Genomic DNA, 21,516 nt, shown 5'->3' with positions numbered 1-21,516 from the left:
CCTTAGGATTTCTGACATGGCTTCAAAACTCGGGGAAAAGCTGAAGATCCTCCGAAAGAAAAAGGAGCTGACGCTTGACGCGTTGGCCGCCGAAGCCGGTCTAAGCAAAAGCTATCTCTGGGAGCTTGAAAACCGTGAGTCGCTTCGTCCATCGGCGGAAAAACTCCAATCGATCGCGACTGTCCTCGGCGTCGATATGGCCTTCTTTTTGGACGACTCAATCATGGCGCCAGCACAGGAACACCTAGGAGCGTGCGCGGCAGAAGGCGTGACGAGTGCGCGAAGGCTTGATAGATTTGGCGCATGCCCGTGAGCTACCTGCCCTATGAACCGCAGCAGCAAAGACTGCTTCCCGACGCCCTTCAAGACTGGCTGCCCGAAGGGCATCTGGCGTACTTCATCAGCGACAGCGTCGACAGCCTGGATCTGAGCGCCTTCCACGCCCGGTATGCCAAGGGCGGGCCGCGCAACCAGCCGTTCCACCCGGCCATGATGGTCAAGGTGCTGATTTACGGTTACGCCACCGGCACCTTCAGCTCGCGCAAGCTGGCGGCCAAGCTGCACGAGGACGTTGCCCTGCGGGTGCTGGCCGCGGAGAACTACCCGGCGCACCGCACGCTCTCGGACTTCCGGGCGCTGCACCTGCAGGAGCTGGCGGCGCTGTTCGTGCAGGTGGTGCGCCTGGCGCGTGAGTGCGGCCTGGTCAAGCTCGGCACGGTGGCGGTGGACGGCACCAAGCTCAAGGCGAATGCGAGCCGCCACAAGGCCATGAGCTATGACCGGATGGTCAAGGCCGAGGGCGAGCTCAAGGCGCAGATCGACGGCCTGCTCAACCGAGCGCGTGCCGCCGACGATCTGGAGAAGAACGAACCCGACCTGGACGTTCCCGGGGAGATCAAGCGCCGGGAGGACCGGCTCAAGGCGATCACTGAGGCCAAGCTGCGCCTGGAGCAGCGCCAGCGCGAGGCCGATGCGGCCCGCGGGCGCAGCGCCGACGACGAACGCAAACCCCGCGACAAGGACGGCAAGCCCAAGGGCGGGCGCTACAAGCGCGACTTCGGTGTTCCCAAGGACAGCGCCCAGGAGAGCTTCACCGACACGGACAGTCGGATCATGAAGCGCTCGGGCGGGGGCTACGACTATGGCTACAACGCCCACACGGCGGTGGACGAGAGCGCGCAGCTCGTGGTGGCAGCGGAACTCAGCAACAACGCCGCCGACAGCGACCGCCTGCCGGTGCTGTTGGCCGCGGTGAAGGCCAACCTGGGCGAGGATGCCCGACAGGTGCTGGCGGATGCGGGCTTCCGCTCGGAGGCCGTGTTCGAGCAGCTCAAGGACAGCCCGAGCGAGCTGATCGTGGCGCTGGGCCGAGAGGGCAAGCAGGCGCTGGACATCGACGCCGAACAATACCCGCGCACCGCAGCGATGGATGCCAGGCTGAAGACGCCCCAAGGCCGAGCGGCCTACCGCAAGAGGAAGTGGATCGTGGAGGCGCCCAACGGGTGGATCAAGAGCGTGCTGGGCTTCAGGCAGTTCAGCCTGCGGGGATTGAAGAAGGTCCAGGCCGAGTTCAAGCTCGTGTGTCTGGCGCTGAACCTGCGGCGCATGAGCGCATTGATGGCCAGATGAGGCCCGTGGCCGGGGGTGAATCCGCGCGCCGCTCGCCTGCGGCAGGCCGAGTAGGCGCCCTTGTGGTCGTTCGAGAACAGCCAACGCGCCGCGCGAGTGCTTGCGAGGCGCGCACAACTCAACGTGGGGTCACAGCGGCGCAGAAAAACTTCTGCCGCGCGGACTCCTAGGCCCGAGAGCAGCATCTTTCCTCCCGCGTCAGCAGAGACTGCCAGCAGAATCGTTTAGAAGGAGTTTCCCCATGAGTCAACCAGAAGTCTTCGTTCTCGCCGCAATGCGAACCGCCATCGGCACCTTCGGTGGCAGCCTGAAGGACGTGCCGCTCTCGCAGATTGCCACGACTGCCCTCGGCGCCGCTCTCGCAAGCAGCGGCGTGGAACCCGCCCGGATAGGACATGTGGTAATCGGCAATGTGATCCCGACGGAGCCGCGCGACGCGTACCTGTCGCGCGTGGCCGCGATGGAGGCCGGCATTCCGAACGAAACGCCCGCCTTCAACGTGAACCGGCTTTGCGGATCGGGCCTGCAAGCTGTGGTCTCCGCCGCCCAGACGATCCTGCTCGGCGAGGCCGAGTTCACCATCGGCGCAGGTGCGGAGGCGATGAGCCGAGGGCCGTACCTCATGAACGCGGCCCGCTGGGGTGGGCGCATGGGCGACCTCACCGCAACCGACTACACTCTCGGTGTGCTGCAGGATCCTTTCGGGCGATTCCACATGGGCGTCACTGCGGAGAATGTGGCCGAGCGCGAGTCGATCACTCGCGAGATACAGGACGCGCTCGCCTTGGGAAGTCAACAACGTGCCGCGAGGGCCATCGCCGAGGGCCGGTTCAAGTCCCAGATTGTTCCCGTGGAGGTGCGCACCCGAAAGGAGACCGTCACCTTCGACACAGACGAGCACGTGCGCGGCGATACGACGCACGAGCAACTCGCAAAAATGAAGGCCGCCTTCCGCGAGGGCGGCTCGGTGACAGCCGGCAATGCCTCCGGGATCAACGATGGAGCGGGCGCGCTGGTGCTCGCGTCCGGGGAGGGAGTGCGCTCCGCGGGCCTGAAGCCTCTCGCGCGACTCGTAAGCTATGCGCATGCCGGGGTCGATCCCGAAGTGATGGGCATGGGCCCAGTGCCAGCATCCCGCCTCGCGCTCAGCCGCGCGGGCCTGCGCGTGGCGGACCTCGATGTGATCGAATCGAACGAGGCGTTCGCTGCGCAGGCGTGTGCCGTGTCGCGCGCCCTGGAGTTCGATCCGGCCAAGGTAAACCCGAACGGATCGGGCATTTCGCTCGGCCATCCGGTGGGTGCGACCGGAGCCATTATCGCGACGAAGGCAATTCACGAGCTCCAGCGGATCGGTGGACGCTACGCACTGGTCACGATGTGCATCGGCGGAGGGCAGGGAATCGCCGCAATTTTTGAGCGGGCCTGAGACCACGCGATGCAGGAGGCCACCACTCGCCATCCGCTCGAAGGCTGGCCGCGGTGGCCCGATTCAAGCTGAACGCGGGGCCTGATCACCGGCCTTGCCAGACCGGCGGGCGCTTCTCAGCGAACGCCCGCGCACTTCCTTTGCGTCTTCGGACGCGAACACCGCGGCGCAGTAGGCTGCCTGTCGCTCGAACATATCCGCGTCGCTCCAGTCTCGCGAGTCGCAGACAACGCGCTTTGCCGCGGCCAGCCCCAAGGGGCCGTTCGCAAGCAGCTTGGCGGCCAGGACCAAAGCTGCTTTCAATGCGTCGCCGGGGGCGGTCAGTTCGTTCACGAGTTCCAGTTCCGCAGCTCGGTTAGCCCGCATCGTGTCCCCAGCAGGATGTACTGCATGGCAATGTGAGACGGAATGCGGCGCGGAAGCCGCATCATGCCGCCAGCGCTCGCTGCGAGCCCGCGCTTGACTTCAGGCAAACCGAACTTGGCTACGCGCGATGCGACGATGAGATCGCACGCCAGCACGATTTCGAAGCCACGCGCCAGAGCGTAGCCTTCGACGGCGGCGATCAGCGGCTTCTTGGTGGCTTCCGCGTGAGTCCACCGAATCCACGACCTTCGACGCTTGGCAACTCATTTCGCAGGACGCCTTAAGGTCTATGCCGGAACAGAAGTTTCTGCCAGCGTCGGTGAGCACGCCCAAGCGCAGTGCGCAAAGTGCGCATCGCAGTCCGGCGGTCACGACCACCACTCAACGGGTCGACGGCGGTACCAGCTGGACGAGCTGGCCCGGAGCGATGAATCCACCCTGGTTTGTGTGAGACAAAAAATGCTGTATCGTGCAAAAAACTGCAGTAGTATTCCGCGACGCCGGCCCGCGAAAGCGGGAAGGCGGCTCAGCTTGGCCAAGGTCCGCCCGTGAAAACAATGTGAGGCAGAAGGAGATCGAAATGGACGTCACGACGATTTCAGAATTCTTGAAAACGCATGCCCTGCGACGTCCCAATCATCCAGCCTACATTTATTCCAGCGGCGCGGTGACCTGGAAGGAACTGGACCGACGTGTCGACGCGTTGGTGGCGGCCTTCAAGAAGAAAGGGCTTGCGAAGGGTGACGTGGTTGCGGTCTGTGTCGCTGACGGCCCGGTCCAGATCGAAGTGATCTACGCCGCGGCGCGCCTGGGCGCCATTCGGGTGGGGCTCAACTACAGATTCGCGGCAACCGATATCCAGAAACTGGTGGCGCACTCGGGGGCGCGGTTTGCGATCGCCGAGACCGGTTGCAGAAACCTGCTCGACGGCTGTTCGATCGAACTGGGCATCGTCGATGCCGGCGACGGCCAAGGAGAACTTGGCGAGTACGAGTCGATGCTCGACTTCGAGGCACCTGCCCATTCCGGTCCCGTCGCGGGTTCGGACGTCGCGCAGATCTGCTACACGACGGGATCTACCGGTAATCCGAAGGGCGCTGTCTGGCTGCATCGTTCGGTGGTCCATGCGATGGGCTTCACCTTGCTGGACATCGGCTTGTCCGAAGAGGACGTGTACCTCCATTGCCTGCCTGCTGCCGGCGTGCCCTCGGTTCTTGCGACGTGGAATGTGATGCTCGGCTTCACGACGGTGGTGATGCCGCGCTTCCAGGCGGACCTCGCCCTGGATTTGATGGAGCGTCATCGTTGCACGTCCACGCTGCTGATTCCCACCATGTTGACGGCCGTCTGCGAAGAGGCCGAACGCAAGCCGCGCGATGTGTCTTCCATGCGCAAGATCCTCTATGGCTCGGCGTCCACGCCTCCCGCGCTGATCCGACGCGGGGGAAAGGTTTTCGAGGGAATCGAATTCGAGCAGATATACGGCTCCACGGAGGGCGCGGGCGGTTGGTTCACCAAACTGTCCGCCACCGATCACAGGAGAGCATTGGAGTCGAACGACGACCTGCTTTCTTCGTGTGGGAAGCCCACCATCCATGCCCGCGTGCAGATCCGCGACGATGACGGACACCCTTGCGAGACCGGGCAGGTCGGCGAGATCTGTGTCGCTGGCGACTTCGTGATGGAGGGCTACTACAAGGAGGAGGAGCTGACCCGCAAGACCTTGAAGGACGGATGGCTCCACACCGGTGACATGGGGCGTCTTGACGAGAACGGGTACCTCTATCTGGTCGACCGCAAGCAATTCATGATCATCACGGGCGGCTACAACGTCTACCCAATCGAGGTCGAAAACGTCATTGCGGCGCATCCCGATGTGCTCGAGACCTGTGTGTTCGGCGTGCCGGACGAGAAATGGGGCGAAGCGGTGCACGCGGTCATCGTGGTTCGCCCGGGCACGACACTCCATGCGGAAGACGTCAAGGACTGGTGCAAGACCCGCCTGGCGCAGTTCAAGAGGCCCAAGTCGATCGAGTTCCGCGAAGCACTGATGCGCGGCGCCACAGGCAAGATCCAGAAACGGGCAGAGCAGTCGCGTGCGACCCAGGCTCTGTCTCGTGCAGGCGCGCAAGCCGCCTCGGGGGCCTGACATGCGGATGCTGGAGAAGTGCTTCGATGATTTGAAGGTCGGCGACGTCGAGATCACTCAGCGCAGGACCGTCACCGAGACCGACGTGACCATGTGGTGCATGTTCACGGGGGACTGGTTCCCTATCCATTGCGATGTGCTGTATGCCGAAGCCAGCGTCTTCAAGCAACGCGTGGCACCCGGTGTGATGATCTTCGCCATGGCGGGCGGGCTCGCCGTGCCCCCACAGACCCAGACGGTGATCGCAAATTACGGATCGGAGCGCATCCGCTATCCCAAGCCGACTTTCTTCGGCGACACGATCCATGTGGTGGCAACCGTCGAAAAGCTGCAGCCACGCGACGCCGGATCCGGCATCGCGGACATTCGCTGGGACGTGAAGAAGCAGGACGGCAACAGTGTCTGCGTGGTCATCATGAGAATATGGATCAAGACCCGATCGGCCATGGCGCTGGAATCGCGATCGAGCGGCGAGGCTTCGCCATGAACGGCGGCGCCGTTCAGGAATGGTCGTTGCCCGTCGACGCTGCTGCGCTGCAGGACATGCGTCGGCGGCTGAACGACAGGCGCAAGCCGAAGGTTGCGCGTCCAGGCTGGACCGAGGGAATCGAGGCGGATTACCTCGATCGCCTTTGCGATCATCTCGCGGGACCGTATTGCTGGTCCGAGGACATCGAGAGGTTCGGAGAACAGCACTTGATGGTTCGTGCCCGCTCCACCGGACATCGGTTGCATGTGACCTTGCCCGTCGGGAAAGTAGAGGGAGCGAAACCTCTCGTCCTCCTGCACGGCTGGCCGAGTTGCAGCTTCGAATTCGTTCATGTCGCCAGGCATCTTGTCGCGCAAGGCATGTACCCGGTGTTGATCGATCTTCCCGGATTTGGCTTCTCGGATGCACCTGCGGAACCCATGGGTCCGCGTTCGATGGCAGCCTGCATCGCGGAGGTGATCGGTGAAGGGCTGGGCTTTCGCAATGCCATCGTTCATGGCAACGATTGGGGCAGCACGGTTGCGTGCTGGCTCGCCATCGACTTTCCTCGCATGGTGACTGCGATCCACCTCTCCATGATGGGGATGCGGCCGCGATTCGATGGCTCCGCGAGGCCACCTGGAGACAGCGAACAGCAATGGATCAAGGTGGTGCAAAAGCGCCTTGCGGCCGACGCGGGCTATCGCGAGATCCAGGCAACGCGGCCCAACACGGCCAGCGCCGCACTGGCCGATTCGCCTGCGGGGCTGGCAGCATGGATCGCCGAGAAGTTTCACGGCTGGACGACGGAGCAAGCTGTCGAAAACCCGCTGGTGGGGATGGATGACCTCGCCGCCATCATCACGGCCTACTGGCTCACCGGGTCGATCGCGTCGGCCAATTGGGTCTACACCGCCGGCAGGCGTCGCGACGACACTGGCGCGCCACCCGGGGGAACAGGGTCGACGCCCGTGGGCTTCTCATTCTTCGGCGGCGGCTTCTTTCCGCCGCCGCCCAGATCGTGGGCCGAGCGGCTCCACCACGTTCAAGACTTCAGGATCCACGCGTCCGGCGGACACTATCCGGCATTGACAAACCCGCGGGCGCTTGCCGAAGACCTGGTCGCGTTCTGCGAGCAGTTGGACTGAAGCGCCGAAGCCGTCCAGTTCGTCGTCAAGTCGAACGGGGCTTCACGCCATGGGCATCGGCTCCGCAGATGTGTCCCGCGAGAACCGGCTGGAAATCTCCTTCTTCCAGGCGCGCCGATCGCGCAGTCCCGTGCCCTCGATACCGTCCAGATAGATCTCGGAAGGTGGGACCAGCCTCTGGTAAGAGTTGCTCATGAGGTCAAACGCTGCTTCTCCAGGCCAAGGTTCGCTCAGACTTTCCGCCGGCAGGCGAGGATCCTTCAGCGCCAGTCGCCTGAATCGATGAACCATCAGCGTCCTGAGCGCAAAGGCCGTTTGCGGTTCAGGCTCCCCGGTATCGAGAAGCGTTGGCACCCGCTCGAAGGTTTCGATGAACTCCTGGTAGCCCGAGTGAAGTTCGCTCAGGTCCCACGCAACGCGTGCCAGGGTGGCGGATGAACCCTCCTGCGCTCGCAGCGTGCTCGAAAAGAAGGCCACTCCGGCGTCGCCGCCATCGGTCCTGCGGATGATGTGCTGCATCACCGACCTGGCGATGCTCGGATGGATATAGACGCCCGAGCCCAGCTGGCCGAATCCATTTCGATTCAAGATGTTCGTCAAGCGATAGACCTCCTTGCGATCCAGCTGTTCGGCGAACATCTTGAAGATCGTCCACCCGTTGCGCCTGAGACTTGCCGCCGCGCCATAGATCTGGCTCTGATAAGCCGCATCGGCTGCGGCGTACGCCTCTGTCATCGAGTAGAAACTGAGCTTGCCTATCTGCTGCCGCATGAGCCAGCCATCGCTGGCAAGGCGCAGCGTCGACGTACGGACCAGGGGCTCGGCCAGGCCGAACGAGGCAGCCAGCTTGACGATGCCTCCAAGCCAGATCGAACCGCCTCGCGGAACGATGCTGTCGCCGAAGATCGACATGATGAGCGACTTCGGCTTGACTGGCTGCTGGTCAATTGCATGCGCGAGAACCGCTTCGAACGTCGCCGCCCGCTTCTGTTTGTGATTCGCGGATGCCTTCATTAGGTCAGTGCCTTTTCTGGTTTTTACCTATTCTGGCACTCGTGAACTCACGCACCAAGAGCCAGTCGGTCCGCGGTGTGTGTACTACAGAAAATCTCGACAAAATAAAATCCTGTGTCATACTAAAAACGAGCGGCGAGCAGCAGGATCCGACATCCGGGTCCCGCGCCTCCCGCGCCCATGCAGGAGAACAAGGTGGTCGATTCCGTCGTAGCAACCCGAACGCAGGATTGCCTGCTGATCGAGCTGAATCGGCCGGCCAGCTTCAACGCGTTCACGATCGACATGCACGAGGCGCTGTTGAATGCGTTGAATGGCATCGCGGACGATTCGGGGATCCGCTGCGTGATCCTCACGGGCGCCGGCAAGGCGTTTTGCGCCGGGCAGGACCTTGTCGAAGCTGCCGATCCGAACGGACCCATCAAGTCGCTCGGCGACCACCTGGACAGGCGCTACAACCGTTTGATTCGAGCGCTTCGTGCCGTTCCGGTGCCGGTGATCGCCGCGGTCAACGGCGTTGCAGCGGGAGCAGGAGCCAGCCTCGCCCTCGCGTGCGACATCGTCGTCGCTGCCCGGTCGGCGCGATTCGTGATGGCCTTCTCGAAATTGGGCCTCGTGCCGGACTCCGGTGCGACCTGGCTGCTGCCCAGGTTGTTGGGGCCGCATCGCGCGCGGGCGATGATCCTGCTGGGCGAATCCGTCGACGCCAAAACCGCGAGCGAGTGGGGCTTGGTCTGGGCCCTCTTCGACGATGCAGACTTGCGCAAGGGCGCGATGGAACTCGCGCGACGGCTTGCGACGATGCCGGCGTCGGGGTTGTCGCTCTCCAAGCGTGCGCTGGACTCCAGCAGCACGAACTCCCTGGACGAACAACTGGACGTGGAGCGCGACCTGCAGACCATTGCGGGTCAAGCACCGGAATACCAGGAGGCGCTTGCCGCGTTCCTGGGAAAGCGCGAGCCGCAGTCCGTGTCGCTGCAGGTGAAATCATGAGCGGCGAAGAAGAGCGGCGCATGGCGGAAAGCTGCGCGCAGCTGATGAGCGCCAGCGACAAGACGCTGCAGCGCTTCGGGATGACCGTGGATGCGATCGGGCCAGGGACCGCCCGACTGTCGATGGAGTTCGACGAGACGGCAGTGAACGGCTTCGGAATGGCGCACGGCGGGCTGATCTTCCTGCTTGCCGACTCTGCGTTCGCCTACGCATGCAATTCGCGCAATCACATGGCGGTGGGCCAGTTCTGCACCATTGCATTCATCAAGGCCGGCCTCAACCGCGGTCGATATACAGCGACTGCAGAGGAACGCAGCCTGACGGGCCGTTCCGGCATCTACGACGTGGCCGTGCGCGATGCGGATCACCAGCTGATTGCCGAATTTCGCGGGCACTCCAGGCTGATCGAAGGAACTCATTTCCCGCAATAGAAACCCCGGCTACCGGGTCATCGGTCGATGCAATCAGCTCGGCCAGTATTTACTAGAAGGAGACAACGTGAAAACCATGAAGTTGCTTTTGGCAAGCCTGCTTGCGCTGGCAATCCATCCCGTGTACGCCGCCGATCCGATCAAGATCGGCGCCGTCATCTCGAGAACGGGGCCGGCGGCCTTCCTTGGCGAGCCGCAGGAGATCACGCTCAAACACTACGTCGGCGAGATCAACAAGTCGGGTGGCGTGCTCGGCCGCCCGCTCGAACTCGTAATCTACGACGACACCTCCGATGCAAACACCACGCGCACTTTCGCCACCCGGCTGATCGAAGAAGATAAAGTGGTTGCGGCGATGGGTGCCAGCACGACCGGCGGAACCCTGGCCATCGCGCCGGTCTTCGACGAAGCGAAGGTGCCACTGATTTCCCTGGCCGCCGGAATCGAGATCGTCCAGCCCGTTCGGCCGTTCGTCTTCAAGACGCCGCACGACGACCGGATGGTTTGCTCGGCCATCGCATTGGACATGAAGGCGCGGGGCTACAAGAACATCGCTTTGATGACCGGAACCGATGGCGTGGGCAAGTCCATGCGCAAGGAATGTACGGCCGCGGCGGCAGCGCAGGGAATCAAGGTGATTGCCGATGAGAACTTCAACGCGAAGGACATCGACATGACTCCGCAGCTGACCAAGATCAAGAACACCAAGGGTGTCGATGCGGTTTTCGTCGGCGGATTCGGGCAGCCGCTCGCGGTCGTCACGCGCAACTATGGACAACTGGGCCTGCCCTTCCCGCAGTACCACGCGAACGGATCGGCTTCCAAGGAATACATCCAGATGGCGGGCCCCGCGAGCGAGCGCGTTCGCCTGCCTGGACCTCTCCTGGTCGTCGCAGACAAGCTCGGCCCGAATGATCCTGCGCGAGCTGTTCCGGTGGCCTACGCCGCCACGTACAAGAAGGTGAGCGGCAAGGACGCTTCCTCGTTCGGCGGCTACAGCTACGACGCGCTGATGCTCATCGTGAACGCCATCAAGCGCGCCGGCTCCAGCAATCCCGCGGCCATCCGGAACGCGTTGGAAACGACCAAAAACTACATGGGCGTCACCGGCACGTACAACCTGAGCCCGACGGATCACAACGGTCTGGACCGAAGCTCGCTGTACATGGTCGACATCAAGAACGGCGACTGGTCTCTCAAACAATAAGCTCGGGTCGCTGGCCCAGGCGTGCCTCTCCATGACCGAATTCCTGCAGTTTGCACTTGCCGGCATTTCCGTTGGCGTCATCTATGGCGCCATCGCAGTCGGCTTCAACATCATCTACAACTCTTCGCATGTGGTGAATTTCGCCCAAGGCGAATTCGTCATGCTAGGCGCGATGACGTGTGTCCTGCTGCTCGGTGCAGGCCTTCCCTACCCGCTCGCCGCGTTCCTTGCCGTGGCGGCCACGGCCGTCGTCGGGCTATTGCTGTATGACGTTGCCATCCGACCTGCGAAGAATGCGCCGGTGATCATGCTGATCATCATCACGATCGGCGCATCCATTCTGATACGCGGCCTCGCCCGGCCGATCTTCGGTACGGGCGTCGCCTCGCTGCCTGCCGTCGTGCCAGGTGCCTCCATCTCGATCGGGGGCGCGGTCGTGCAACCCCAGAGCCTCATCGTGGTCGCTGGTACTTTGGGTGCAGTTCTATTGCTGTGGCTGTTCATGAGGAAGACGCTGCTGGGGAAGGGGTTGATCGCTGCTTCCTCCGATCCCATGGCTGCGACGCTGATGGGCATCCGGGTCAGCAACATCGTGCGACTCAGCTTTTTAATCTCGGCTTCGCTCGGGGCCGTGTCCGGCATCCTGATCGCGCCCATTGCTCTTGCCAACTACGAGATGGGCACGCTGCTCGCATTGAAAGGCTTTGCGGCCGCGATCCTCGGTGGCATGGGAAGCATCCCTGGTGCCGTGCTTGGCGGGCTTCTGGTCGGACTCAGCGAGGCAATGTCCGCCGGCTATATCTCCTCCGACTACAAGGATGCCACTGCCTTTGTGGTCATCATGCTGGCCCTGTTCTTCTTCCCGAATGGCCTGGTCGGTTCGGGAGAGGTGACTCGTGCGTAGCCGCGGTGTCGCTCGCCCGAGGCCGCTGGCGAGCCTGTTGCTCCTTGCCGCAGTCATCGTGCTGTTGCCATTCGTGTTCACGGCCAATTTCCATCTGCGCGTCATCGTCCTCGTATGGATCTACTCGCTTGCGGCGATCGGGCTTAACCTCATGATGGGCTACGGCGGTCAGGTGAGCCTGGGCCACGGGGCGTTTCTGGCCATCGGCGCCTATGCCGTGGCAGTGGGTTCGTCCCGATGGGGCTTGAGCCCGGCAGTGACGCTGCCGGGGGGCGTCCTGGTGTCGGCGGCCCTGGCCTTCGTCGTCGGCCGCCCCATCCTTCGACTGAAGGGCCATTACCTTGCGGTGGGAACGTTGGGCTTCGGCGTCCTGGTGTTCATGGCGCTGACCAACCAGGTTGCATGGTCGGGCGGCCCGGACGGGATGCAGGTCGTTCGCAGGGCATTGTTCGGCTGGGACATGCGGGGCAACATCTTCTGGTACGCATTGACCGGCTCGTTGCTGATGATCGGCGCGTGGATCGCGTTGAATCTCGCCAACAGCCCCACGGGACTCGCGCTGCGCGCCCTCAGGGACAGCGAAATCGCTTCGTCCTCCCTGGGAGTCGACATCGCCCGCCAGAAGCTGTTTGTCTTCGTGCTCTCCGCGTGCTACGCCTCGGTCGCGGGCAGCCTCATCGCGCTATTCAACGGGCACGTCACACCGGGGCTGTCGGACTTCATGGTCTCGGTTCAACTGGTGACCATGGTCGTTCTCGGCGGCATGGGCTCCGTCCTGGGCTCTGTCGTGGGCGCCGCATTGCTTGTGCTGCTGCCGCAGGTGCTCAGCAGCCTGCATGACTACGAGCAGGCATTCATCGGCTTCGTCATGGTTGCGTCGGCCATCTTCCTGAGGGCGGGCATCGTTCCCTCCCTCGCTCGCGCCCTCCAGTCCAGGAACCGCCATGACATCACTTCTTGAGGTGGCTGAGGTCGGGATCGACTTCGGCGGACTCAGAGCGCTCGATTGCGTTTCGTTTTCCGCCGCGCCGGGTGAAATCCTCGCAGTGATTGGCCCGAACGGCGCCGGTAAAACCACGTTGTTCAACGTGATCTCCGGACTCTACCGGCCCCGGGCCGGCCAGGTTCGGATCGGCAACGAAGTGGTGACGGGCCTGGCTCCGCACCAGCTGGCGCAACGGGGCCTGACCCGGACGTTCCAGAACCTGCAGATTTTTCAAAGCATGTCCGCCATCGAGAACGTGCTGGTCGGTCGCCACCTGCGCGAACGCCATGGGATCCTGGCCCATGCACTGGCACTGCCCTCGGTACGGCGGGAACAGCAGGAGTCGCGTTCGCTGGCCATGGAAAGCCTTCGGGCAGTCGGCCTGGAAAACCTGGCCGACCGGGCTGCCGCATCGCTGTCGTACGGTGCACTGAAGCGACTGGAGATCGCGCGTGCCCTTGCGGCCGGACCCAAGGTGCTGCTGCTCGACGAGCCTGCAGCCGGATGCAACCCGAGCGAGACCGAAGAGATCAGCGCCATCATCTGCAAGATCGCCGCAACCGGCGTCACCATCGTCCTGGTGGAGCACGACATGCGAATGGTCATGAAAATCTCGGACCACATCGTGGTGCTCAACTTCGGGCGGCAGATCGCAAGCGGTTCCGCGGAAGAGGTTCGCTCCGACTCAGCGGTGATTGAAGCATATCTGGGGCAAGCCGCATGAGTGATAAAGAAGCGTTGCTGTCGGTCGTCGATGCGAAGTCCTGCTATGGCCGCGTCGAGGTGCTGCACGGCATATCGCTGGACGTCTTCGAAGGCGAGGTGGTCGCCATCATCGGTGCAAACGGGGCTGGCAAGACCACCTTGATGCGAACCATCTCTGGCGTCCAGGATCTGTCTGCCGGCAGCATGCGATTCGCCGGCGAGTCGCTCGATCGCGTGCCCGCACATCGCCGCATCAGTCGGGGCATTGCGCAGGTGCCTGAGGGGCGACACGTTTTTCCATCGCTGTCCGTCGAGGACAACCTTCAACTCGGCGCGTGGTCCCTCAGTCGAGTTCAGCGTCGCGAGCGTGCGCGCATGGACTGGGCCTACCAAGCTTTTCCCATCCTTCATGAAAAGCGCAGCATCGCCGCGGGCCGGCTGTCCGGGGGCCAACAGCAAATGGTGGCGATCGCCCGTGCCATGATGGTCCGACCGAGGCTTCTTCTGCTGGACGAACCCAGTATGGGCTTGGCTCCGCTGATCGTGAAGCAGGTATTCGAGGCGCTCCATGCGCTCAAGCAGCAAGGCATGACCATTCTCCTGATCGAGCAGAACGCGACGCTTGCACTCGAGTTCGCGAACCGCGCCTACGTCATGGAAACAGGGTCCGTGACGCTCGAAGGGCCCGCGGCAGCGGTCCGCGCCGATCCGCGCGTTCAAGCCTCGTATCTCGGATCCTAAACGCCCTGCGCTGGTGCAACGATGACCGTGGTCGCCGCTTCGATAAAAGCTGTATCGAACCACTACAGATTCTCGTTGTCATACCAAAACCTGTAGCGTAAACTAAGAGTTGGAGTTGAGATGCCGGCGTGCGTGCCGTCATTCCAGCGTTCCCATGTTTTCCCCGACTTCAGGAGACTGCGATGTATTCCCAGGGATTGATCGGCGCAGAGGTGACCGCCACGGAGGACGAGGAGTTCCTGGCACGATTTCAGAGCCGGATCGATGCCGGAGAGAAGATCGAGGCGATGGACGAAATGCCGTCCGCATATCGCCGCACCATGATCCGGCAGATGTCGCAGCATGCGCATTCCGAAATCATCGGGATGTATCCCGAGGCGAACTGGGTCACGCGCGCGCCGACGATCCGTCGGAAACTGCAGATGATGGCCAAGATCCAGGATGAGGCGGGCCACGGTCTGTATATCTATGGGGCCACCGAGACACTCGGTGTCTCTCGCGAGGACCTGATGGACCAGCTGCTCACCGGAGTTGCAAAGTACTCCAGTGTCTTCAACTATCCGACGCTGACCTGGGCCGACATTGCCGTGATTGGCTGGCTCGCCGATGGCGCGGCCATCATGAACCAGATTCCGCTGTGTCGCTGCTCCTACGGGCCTTATGCCCGGGCCATGGTGCTGGTGTGCAAGGAAGAAAGCTTCCATCAGCGACAGGGCTACGAGTCGATGATGGTTCTGATGAACGGGTCCGAGGATCAGCGCAGGATGGCGCAGGATGCGGTCAACCGCTGGTGGTGGCCTTGCATGATGATGTTCGGCCCCCCCGATGAGCAATCGACGAACTCGGAGCAAAGCATCAAATGGAAGATCAAGACGGCAACGAACGATGAGTTGCGGCGACGATTCTTGACGGCCACGATTCCCCAGGCGAAGTATCTCGGGATCGAAATCCCCGACCCGGACATGCAATTCGACCCGGAGTCGCAGCAGTGGATTCCGGGCCCCATCGACTGGAGCGAATTCTGGCGCGTGGTAAAGGGCGATGGGCCGTGCAATCGGGAACGAATCGCAGCACGACGCAAGGCCTCGGCCGAAGGCGAATGGGTGCGCGCGGGCCTGGCCGCACATGCTCGAAAGCAAGCACAACGAAACGCTGAACAGGCCCAAGCCTGATATCCGGGATCCAACATGCAAGAACCTAACACCCCGCTCTTCGAAGTCTTCCTGCGGCCGCGCAACGGCCTGGCACACCTTCACGTGGGCAGCGTCCATGCGGCCGATGAGGCGATGGCGCTGCAAAGCGCGAGGGACGTCTACACGAGGCGTGGCGAGGCGAAGTCCATCTGGGTCGTGCGAAGTGTTCACATCGCTGCCAGCGATCCGGGTGAGAAGGACGTCAACTTCTCGCCTTCGGACCCTGTCCACAAGCCTTACAGGCACCCGACCTTCTATGAAATCCCCGCCGAGATCGGGCACATGTGATGCAAGTCGATCCGGGAATTTATTCCGAATACCTTCTTCGCCTGGGGGACACGAATTTCGTCCTTGGGCATCGCCTGTCGGAATGGTTGGGAAAAGCTCCGACCATCGAAGAGGAGTTGGCGCTGATCAACATCGGGCTGGACCTGATCGGGCAGGCGCGCGCAATCTACAAACACGCGTTGTCGGCGGGCGGCGACGATCGGGACGAGGATCAACTGGTCTTTCTTCGCGACGCGCACGAATACCGGAACCTGCTGCTTGTCGAGAAAGAGAACGGCGATTTCGGCTACACGATCGCCCGCCAGTTGGCTTATTCGGTGTATGCGCGCCTGTACTGGGAAGCTCTCTCCACCTCGAAGGACCTGGAAGTTGCGGGCGTCGCCGCGAAGGCGGCAAAGGAAGCGCGCTACCACGTCAAGCATGCAGGTGAATGGCTGGTTCGTCTGGGCGACGGCACCGAGGAGAGTCATGCGCGCTGCCAGGATGGCGTCGACCAGGTGTGGATGTATACCGGCGAGATGTTCGAGATGGACGCTGTCGCCCAATCCGTCCTCAAGGCGGGGCTGGGTGTCGACGCGGCTTTACTCAAGGGCGAGTGGCTGTCGCAGATGAGTGCATGGCTCGATCGATCGACACTGACCCGGCCCGGCGATACCTGGATGGTCAGCGGCGGGCGCGCCGGTCAACACACGGAGCACCTTGGGCGCATGTTGGCGGAGATGCAGTTCCTTCAGCGGGCCTATCCTGGTCAGAAATGGTGACTGCGGTGCCCTCGGATGACCGGCCGCCTTCGATCGCAGCCATTCACGCTGCGCTCGAGCAAGTGGTCGATCCGGAGATCCCGGCACTCAGCATACGGGCGATCGGAATACTCCGCGACGTGCGCATCTCGGACGACGGACTGACCGAAGTCGTGATCACGCCGACGTACTCAGGATGTCCCGCGATCGATGTGATCACCCATGAAATCAAGCGTGTGCTGGCCGAGCTGTGCGTGACGGACGTGCGGGTCGCCACCAGCTTCAACCCTCCCTGGACCACCGACTGGATCGGGGATGACGCGCGCGAGATCATGAAGGCGAACGGCATCGCCCCGCCGGTGGGGACTGTCGCGGCACAGGAGGCATTCCAGGTGGACTTCGTGAGCTGCCCCTTGTGCGGCAGCCGACAGGTGGAGTTGGTGAGTTCGTTCGGATCCACGTCATGCAAGGCTCAATACCGGTGTCGTAACTGCCGGGAACCCTTTGCATACTTCAAAAATTTCTAGACCGCCAGCAGGACCGAGTTCTGCGCGCACGAGGATGAGACCATGAGTTCGACGTCAGCTATCAACAGCGCTGGGCCCTTGCACCGGAGCACCCCGATCGCGGAGCCACGCACCGCGCCGCGGTTCAATACCCTGAAGGTGCTGGACGTCAGGCGCGAGACCTCGGATGCGGTCTCCATTGCTTTCGATGCCAGCGCTTGCCCGGATCAGTACCGTTTCGTGCCGGGCCAATACCTGACCCTTCGTCGTGTGTTCGACGGCCACGAGGTCCGGCGCTGCTACTCGATCTCTTCCGGCATCGGCGATGGCGAACTTCGCGTCGTGGTCAAAAACGTTCCTGGCGGCATCTTTTCCTCCTTCGCGAACGAGAATCTGGCGCCGGGCGCCGAGCTGGATGTGATGACGCCGGCGGGAACATTCGGGATCGAACCCGACCCCGACGTGAGCAGGAACTACGTGGCGTTCGCGGCCGGCAGTGGTATCACGCCCATCATCTCGATCATCCGCAGCGTGCTGGATTACGAACGGCACTCGCACTTCACGCTTCTGTACGGAAACCAGGACAGCAACTCCATCATCTTCAAGGAAGCCCTCGAGGATCTGAAGGATTCCTATCTGACTCGCTTTTCCCTCGTGCACTTCCTGAGTCGCGAGGTTAGCCAGCTTCCGTTGCATTCGGGTCGGCTGGATCCCGACAAGCTCGAGGCGCTGGCCCGGCTTCATTTCGACCCGGCAAATCTCGACCATGCATTCCTGTGCGGACCCGGCGAAATGGTCGCGATGCTTCGTGACGGCCTTGCGAAGCTGGGCCTGGATCCGGCGAAGATTCACTTCGAGTTGTTCACGCCATCGGAAAAACTGAATGTTCTCCGGATACCTGTGCGCACCGAGAAGTCGAATTCCGACGCGGTCGAGGTGACTGCCATCCTCAATGGCGTGGGTCGCCGGTTCAAGATGAACGAGGGCGACGGCAACGTCGTCGATGCTGCGCTCCTGAACGGCGTTTCGCTGCCGTATTCCTGTAAGGGTGGGATGTGCTCAACGTGCAGAGCGCGAGTGTCCGAAGGTTCCGTCGTCATGGCGACGAACTATTCCCTGGAGCCCTGGGAAGTGAACGAAGGTTACGTGCTCACCTGTCAGGCGCGCCCCACGTCTCCAACCTTGGTTTTGGATTTCGACCAAGTCTGAGGCGGATCGCTTGCCGGCAGAGCGGCATCCCGATGCGACGTACCGGGCGAGGGTCGCGTTCCCGCCGCTGGATTAATGAGCGTCACACCTGCGCGTCTCGACGCCTCTGCCGCCCATCGTGGCCGTGATGCGCCTGCCGAGGTCCTGCAAGGCCTTCGCTTTGCGGCTGTTGCCCAAAGCCGCAAAACTCGATTAGTGTCCCAGCATGGTGATTCCCAGCGGCAACTGGCCCAGCTCGAAGAAAATCGTAAGCGGCGAGCGAAGTCAGGCTTGACGCGAAGCCTCAGTCTTGTCGCTCAATCCGCGGCGTCCATTGATGCGGCAGCAGATCATCGATCTGGCGCATTGGCTGCGTCGGCAAACGCGCCAGTACCTTCTTCGTGTAGGCATATGGGTCGTGCCCATTGAGCTTGGCCGACTATGCCGACCGCCGAACTATGCCGAGCGGCCTTGCTTCTCCCCGGATGCACTGAAAGCTGCAGTTGATCCAGTCGGCATAGTTTGACCGCTCACAGTGCCTCGAGAAAGGCGAGCACGTGATCGTCAGGGCGGAATCGAAGTCGCTTGTGCTGCTTGTACGGCTCGAGCTTCGCGAGCGCTGCCTCTTTGAGGCCGAGGTGGGCATGAAGGTAGGTCTGCGTGGTCTCGATCGATTCATGACCGAGCCACAACGCGATCACCGAACTGTCGACTCCCGCCTGTAGGAGTTCCATTGCGGCGCTGTGCCTCAGGACGTGCGGTGATACCCGCTTGGTTGCCAGCGATGAACATGTCTTGCTGGCGACGCCTACATGCTTAGCCAGCAACGATTGAACGCTGTCCGGGCTGAGCTGACCGCCATGCAAGCTGGGAAATAAGACTTTGGCATCGCGGCGCGCGGGTTCATTGAGCCACGCCTGAAGCGCGATCCGGGCGTATCTTGTCAATGGGGTACATCGCTCCTTGCGGCCCTTGCCCACACACCGCACATGCGCACCGGTACCGAGATGAATGGCTTCTCTGCTCAAGCCGATCAGTTCGGAGAGGCGCAAGCCGGTCTGGGTCGCGAGCAGCAGCAATGTGTGATCGCGCCGGCCGAGCCACGTCGTCCGATCGGGCGCAGCGAGGACGGCTTCGATCTCGGAACGCGTCAGGAAATTTACTTGACGTTTGTCGTGTCGCTTGCTCGGTATCGCGAGCACGCGCTGGATAAGGGCGCTGTGCGCCGGCTCCTCGAAGGACACAAACCGGAAGAAGGAGCGGACGGCGGTCAGGCGCAGGTTGCGTGTCGTGACGCTGGTGCCGCGCTCCATCTCGAGATCGGTCAGGAACGCGCCGATGAAAGGCGCATCCAGTTCATCGAGGGTCAGGGCGGACGGCGCCTTGCGAAGCTTCGCCATCGCGAACTTCAACAGCAACCTGAACGTATCCCTGTAGGACGCGATCGTATGGACGCTCACGTCTTGCTGACGGACAAGCCGCTCGGTAAAAAAGCGTTCGACGAGTGAGGCGACATTGCAACCGGGCTTCATGGTTGAGTCTCCCACCGTCTATCGAGACGCTGCGCCGCCTCTTGCATCAGCTCCGGGCACGCCGAGAGGTACCAATAGGTGTCGCGCACGCAGGTGTGGCCAAGATAGGTGGACAGCGAAGGGAGTTGCTTCTCGACATCGAGGCCTTTGCGATACCACCCCAACAGCGTGCAGATAGCGAATCGGTGCCGGAAGTCGTGCACGCGCGGCCCCGCATGATCGCCAGGACGCCGCAGACCGATCTCACGCGACAAGCGCCAGAAGACGCGGTGGACGTACTGATGCAGCAGTGGTCCACCGCGCTCCGCAACGAAGAAGTGTGGGGTGCGGCGCGTTGGTAGATGGGTGTCGCGCCGTTGCTTGTAATCTCGTAGCGCTGCGCTCGTCGTTGGATGCAGAGGTACGAGCCGTGACTTCCTAAACTTGGTCAACCGAATCGTCAGCACGCCGGCGTCCAGGTCAACGTCGCCACATTCAAGGCCGATCGCCTCGGACAGACGCATGCCCGTCACTGCGATCAGTCCGAACAGGCAGTGGTAGGTCCAGCGGCGCAGTGCACCTGCTGGCGGCAAGGACAGGGCGGCTGCCAGCAACGCGCTGACGTCTTCATCGCTATAGACGTAGGGCTTGGCACGCTTCAGGCTTGGCAGGAGACCGACCGGAGGCACTTCCGTCTTTGGATCGAAGCTTGCGATATGTCGCGAAAATCCGCGAACATCCGTCAGCCGCAATGCCCAGGACGCATGCCGACCGGCAGGTAACGTCGCCCACTCCATCGCGAGCTTCGTGGTGATGGTCGTGGCCTTGCACTTGTCCATGAAGGAGACGAAGTCGGCGAGCCGTCGTGTCTGATGCTGATACTTGAATCCAAAGCCCTTGCGCATGTTCAGGTACCGCTGCAGTGCCGAATGTAGATCCGTCATTGCGCACCTCCCGGCCACGGCAGGCTCAACGTGCGGAGCGCCTCGATGTCAACCTTTGCGTAGATCCGTGTGGTGTCATGGCTCTTGTGCCGCAGCAGATGGCCGATCTCCGACAAGGTGGCGCCGGCGCGCAAGAGCTCCGTGGCCAGGCTGTGCCGGAAAATATGGGCACCCTGGTGCGCGTAGCCCTGGATGCCGGCGCGCTCGAGCGCGGTCTTGGCGATCATCGTGATTGCGCTTGCGGACGCAAATCCGGTGTGAGGCGCAAGGCTGCGGAGAAATAGCTGACGACAGGAGGATTTGGGTCGGCCTTCCTGTAGGTAGGCAACGATCGCTGCGCCGACGTCTAACGCAATCGGCATCCTGGCGCGCTGTCGGCCCTTGGCACGAACAAGCATGTCACCAGCTCTCCAGTCGATGTCATCCAAAGTGAGTGTGGCGACCTCATCGGCCCGCAAGCCGATCTTGGAAAGCATCATCAAAATGGCGAAGTCACGTCGTCCCACCGCCGATGCCTGGTCGCAACCATCCAGGACCTTCTGAACCTGTGCCGCGGAGAGATAGGTCGGGAGGCCCACGAGGTTCCATCGCCTGATCGAGGGCACGCAGCCGGCCAATGCGTGCGGGTTCAATCCCGTGTGATGAAGGTATCGAAGAAACGCGCGCAGCGACCAGCACATCAACTTGGCGGACTTCGGGCTCCAATCCTGGGCGTGGCACTCGACATAGCGAATCACCTCATCCTGCTTGATCTTGCCGAGATCGCTGGCGCCAGAGGGGCAGACTTCAAACAGGAACCGTCGGATCGCAGGCTGATGGTGCGCGATAGTCTTTTCTGTCAGACCGCGCTCGCTTCGCAGATAGTCGCCAAACTCCGCGAAGATCTGCTCTTGCGGTGTGTCTATTGGGACCGCCGCCGACGCAATGTAAGCGGCTCGCCGTCCCACCTTTTAAGGCCGACGTGAGGCGTGTGTGGACG

The 21,516-nt window shown here is 62.3% G+C and carries 22 protein-coding genes and 2 pseudogenes; 18 read left to right on the top strand and 6 right to left on the bottom strand.

What is annotated here, in order from left to right; genetic code table 11:
- Positions 1-16: 16 nt before the first annotated feature.
- From L3V85_RS02260 to L3V85_RS02250, 3 genes are all read left to right on the top strand, one after another.
- Positions 17-313, top strand: coding sequence for a helix-turn-helix domain-containing protein (locus L3V85_RS02260; protein ID WP_237677806.1), 297 nt, complete (start codon positions 17-19; stop codon positions 311-313).
- Positions 304-1,629, top strand: a complete 1,326-nt coding sequence (locus tag L3V85_RS02255) for an IS1182 family transposase (protein WP_237674909.1) — start codon at positions 304-306, stop codon at positions 1,627-1,629. Before L3V85_RS02260 ends, L3V85_RS02255 begins: the two co-directional genes overlap by 10 nt.
- Before the next feature lie 241 nt (positions 1,630-1,870).
- On the top strand, positions 1,871-3,055 hold the full coding sequence (locus tag L3V85_RS02250) for an acetyl-CoA C-acyltransferase family protein (protein ID WP_237677805.1): 1,185 nt from the start codon (positions 1,871-1,873) through the stop codon (positions 3,053-3,055).
- A gap of 85 nt (positions 3,056-3,140) precedes the next feature.
- On the opposite strand, the pseudogene L3V85_RS02245 reads toward L3V85_RS02250, so the two are convergent.
- Positions 3,141-3,760, bottom strand: a pseudogene (locus L3V85_RS02245) (crotonase/enoyl-CoA hydratase family protein); the annotation flags it as partial.
- 241 nt (positions 3,761-4,001) lie between these two features.
- On the opposite strand from L3V85_RS02245, the gene L3V85_RS02240 reads away from it, so the two are divergent.
- Genes L3V85_RS02240 through L3V85_RS02230 form a run of 3 tightly spaced genes read left to right on the top strand, consistent with a single transcriptional unit; the run spans position 4,002 to position 7,187 of the window.
- Positions 4,002-5,570: a class I adenylate-forming enzyme family protein gene (locus L3V85_RS02240; protein WP_237677804.1), complete on the top strand. Its 1,569-nt coding sequence runs from the start codon at positions 4,002-4,004 to the stop codon at positions 5,568-5,570.
- Position 5,571: 1 nt separating this feature from the next.
- The gene (locus L3V85_RS02235) at positions 5,572-6,057 is read left to right on the top strand and encodes a MaoC family dehydratase (protein WP_237677803.1); all 486 of its coding nucleotides are present in this window, start codon (positions 5,572-5,574) and stop codon (positions 6,055-6,057) included.
- A complete protein-coding gene (locus L3V85_RS02230) occupies positions 6,054-7,187 on the top strand; it encodes an alpha/beta fold hydrolase (RefSeq protein WP_237677802.1) in 1,134 nt (377 codons plus the stop codon). Before L3V85_RS02235 ends, L3V85_RS02230 begins: the two co-directional genes overlap by 4 nt.
- Before the next feature lie 42 nt (positions 7,188-7,229).
- Here the strand turns inward: L3V85_RS02230 and L3V85_RS02225 are convergent, their stop codons facing one another.
- Complete coding sequence (locus L3V85_RS02225) at positions 7,230-8,201, bottom strand: PaaX family transcriptional regulator (protein ID WP_237677801.1); 972 nt, start codon at positions 8,199-8,201, stop codon at positions 7,230-7,232.
- Positions 8,202-8,381: 180 nt separating this feature from the next.
- Here L3V85_RS02225 and L3V85_RS02220 point away from each other — a divergent pair, with 180 nt between their 5' ends.
- The 12 genes from L3V85_RS02220 (at position 8,382) to L3V85_RS02165 (ending at position 18,103) form a co-directional block, all read left to right on the top strand.
- The gene (locus L3V85_RS02220) at positions 8,382-9,194 is read left to right on the top strand and encodes an enoyl-CoA hydratase-related protein (protein ID WP_237677800.1); all 813 of its coding nucleotides are present in this window, start codon (positions 8,382-8,384) and stop codon (positions 9,192-9,194) included.
- On the top strand, positions 9,191-9,625 hold the full coding sequence (paaI, locus tag L3V85_RS02215; RefSeq protein ID WP_237677799.1) for a hydroxyphenylacetyl-CoA thioesterase PaaI: 435 nt from the start codon (positions 9,191-9,193) through the stop codon (positions 9,623-9,625). The genes L3V85_RS02220 and paaI overlap by 4 nt, the downstream gene beginning before the upstream one ends.
- Positions 9,626-9,701: 76 nt before the next feature.
- A complete protein-coding gene (locus L3V85_RS02210; protein ID WP_237680481.1) occupies positions 9,702-10,832 on the top strand; it encodes an ABC transporter substrate-binding protein in 1,131 nt (376 codons plus the stop codon).
- 31 nt (positions 10,833-10,863) lie between these two features.
- Positions 10,864-11,736 (top strand): branched-chain amino acid ABC transporter permease, encoded by an 873-nt coding sequence (locus tag L3V85_RS02205; RefSeq protein ID WP_237677798.1) that lies wholly within the window; start codon positions 10,864-10,866, stop codon positions 11,734-11,736.
- A 37-nt stretch (positions 11,737-11,773) separates the two neighbouring features.
- Positions 11,774-12,697: a branched-chain amino acid ABC transporter permease gene (locus L3V85_RS02200; RefSeq protein ID WP_237677797.1), complete on the top strand. Its 924-nt coding sequence runs from the start codon at positions 11,774-11,776 to the stop codon at positions 12,695-12,697.
- A complete protein-coding gene (locus tag L3V85_RS02195) occupies positions 12,681-13,445 on the top strand; it encodes an ABC transporter ATP-binding protein (protein ID WP_237677796.1) in 765 nt (254 codons plus the stop codon). The genes L3V85_RS02200 and L3V85_RS02195 overlap by 17 nt, the downstream gene beginning before the upstream one ends.
- A complete protein-coding gene (locus tag L3V85_RS02190; protein WP_414080182.1) occupies positions 13,442-14,167 on the top strand; it encodes an ABC transporter ATP-binding protein in 726 nt (241 codons plus the stop codon). Before L3V85_RS02195 ends, L3V85_RS02190 begins: the two co-directional genes overlap by 4 nt.
- A 182-nt stretch (positions 14,168-14,349) precedes the next feature.
- Positions 14,350-15,339, top strand: coding sequence for a 1,2-phenylacetyl-CoA epoxidase subunit PaaA (gene paaA / locus L3V85_RS02185; RefSeq protein ID WP_237677795.1), 990 nt, complete (start codon positions 14,350-14,352; stop codon positions 15,337-15,339).
- Positions 15,340-15,354: 15 nt separating this feature from the next.
- Positions 15,355-15,648 carry a 1,2-phenylacetyl-CoA epoxidase subunit PaaB gene (paaB, locus tag L3V85_RS02180; protein ID WP_237677794.1) on the top strand — a complete coding sequence of 98 codons (294 nt, stop codon included), beginning with the start codon at positions 15,355-15,357 and terminating at the stop codon, positions 15,646-15,648.
- On the top strand, positions 15,648-16,409 hold the full coding sequence (gene paaC / locus L3V85_RS02175) for a 1,2-phenylacetyl-CoA epoxidase subunit PaaC (RefSeq protein WP_237677793.1): 762 nt from the start codon (positions 15,648-15,650) through the stop codon (positions 16,407-16,409). The genes paaB and paaC overlap by 1 nt, the downstream gene beginning before the upstream one ends.
- Positions 16,403-16,915, top strand: coding sequence for a 1,2-phenylacetyl-CoA epoxidase subunit PaaD (gene paaD / locus L3V85_RS02170; RefSeq protein WP_237677792.1), 513 nt, complete (start codon positions 16,403-16,405; stop codon positions 16,913-16,915). Before paaC ends, paaD begins: the two co-directional genes overlap by 7 nt.
- 42 nt (positions 16,916-16,957) lie before the next feature.
- Positions 16,958-18,103 carry a 2Fe-2S iron-sulfur cluster-binding protein gene (locus L3V85_RS02165; protein WP_237677791.1) on the top strand — a complete coding sequence of 382 codons (1,146 nt, stop codon included), beginning with the start codon at positions 16,958-16,960 and terminating at the stop codon, positions 18,101-18,103.
- A gap of 283 nt (positions 18,104-18,386) precedes the next feature.
- On the opposite strand, the pseudogene L3V85_RS02160 reads toward L3V85_RS02165, so the two are convergent.
- The 4 genes and pseudogenes from L3V85_RS02160 to L3V85_RS02145 all read right to left on the bottom strand — a co-directional run.
- Positions 18,387-18,521 (bottom strand): annotated as a pseudogene (locus L3V85_RS02160) (transposase domain-containing protein); the annotation flags it as partial.
- 91 nt (positions 18,522-18,612) lie between these two features.
- Complete coding sequence (locus L3V85_RS02155; protein WP_237677790.1) at positions 18,613-19,614, bottom strand: tyrosine-type recombinase/integrase; 1,002 nt, start codon at positions 19,612-19,614, stop codon at positions 18,613-18,615.
- Complete coding sequence (locus L3V85_RS02150) at positions 19,611-20,537, bottom strand: tyrosine-type recombinase/integrase (protein WP_237677789.1); 927 nt, start codon at positions 20,535-20,537, stop codon at positions 19,611-19,613. Before L3V85_RS02150 ends, L3V85_RS02155 begins: the two co-directional genes overlap by 4 nt.
- Entirely contained in the window at positions 20,534-21,484 is a 951-nt protein-coding gene (locus L3V85_RS02145) for a site-specific integrase (RefSeq protein WP_237677788.1), read from the bottom strand. The genes L3V85_RS02150 and L3V85_RS02145 overlap by 4 nt, the downstream gene beginning before the upstream one ends.
- Positions 21,485-21,516 lie beyond the last annotated feature (32 nt).

It is taken from the genome of Variovorax paradoxus (assembly GCF_022009635.1).
Classification (GTDB): Bacteria; Pseudomonadota; Gammaproteobacteria; order Burkholderiales; family Burkholderiaceae_C; genus Variovorax.
Note: the sequence above shows the minus strand (reverse complement) of the source record. Positions and strands in the feature narration are given on the sequence as shown.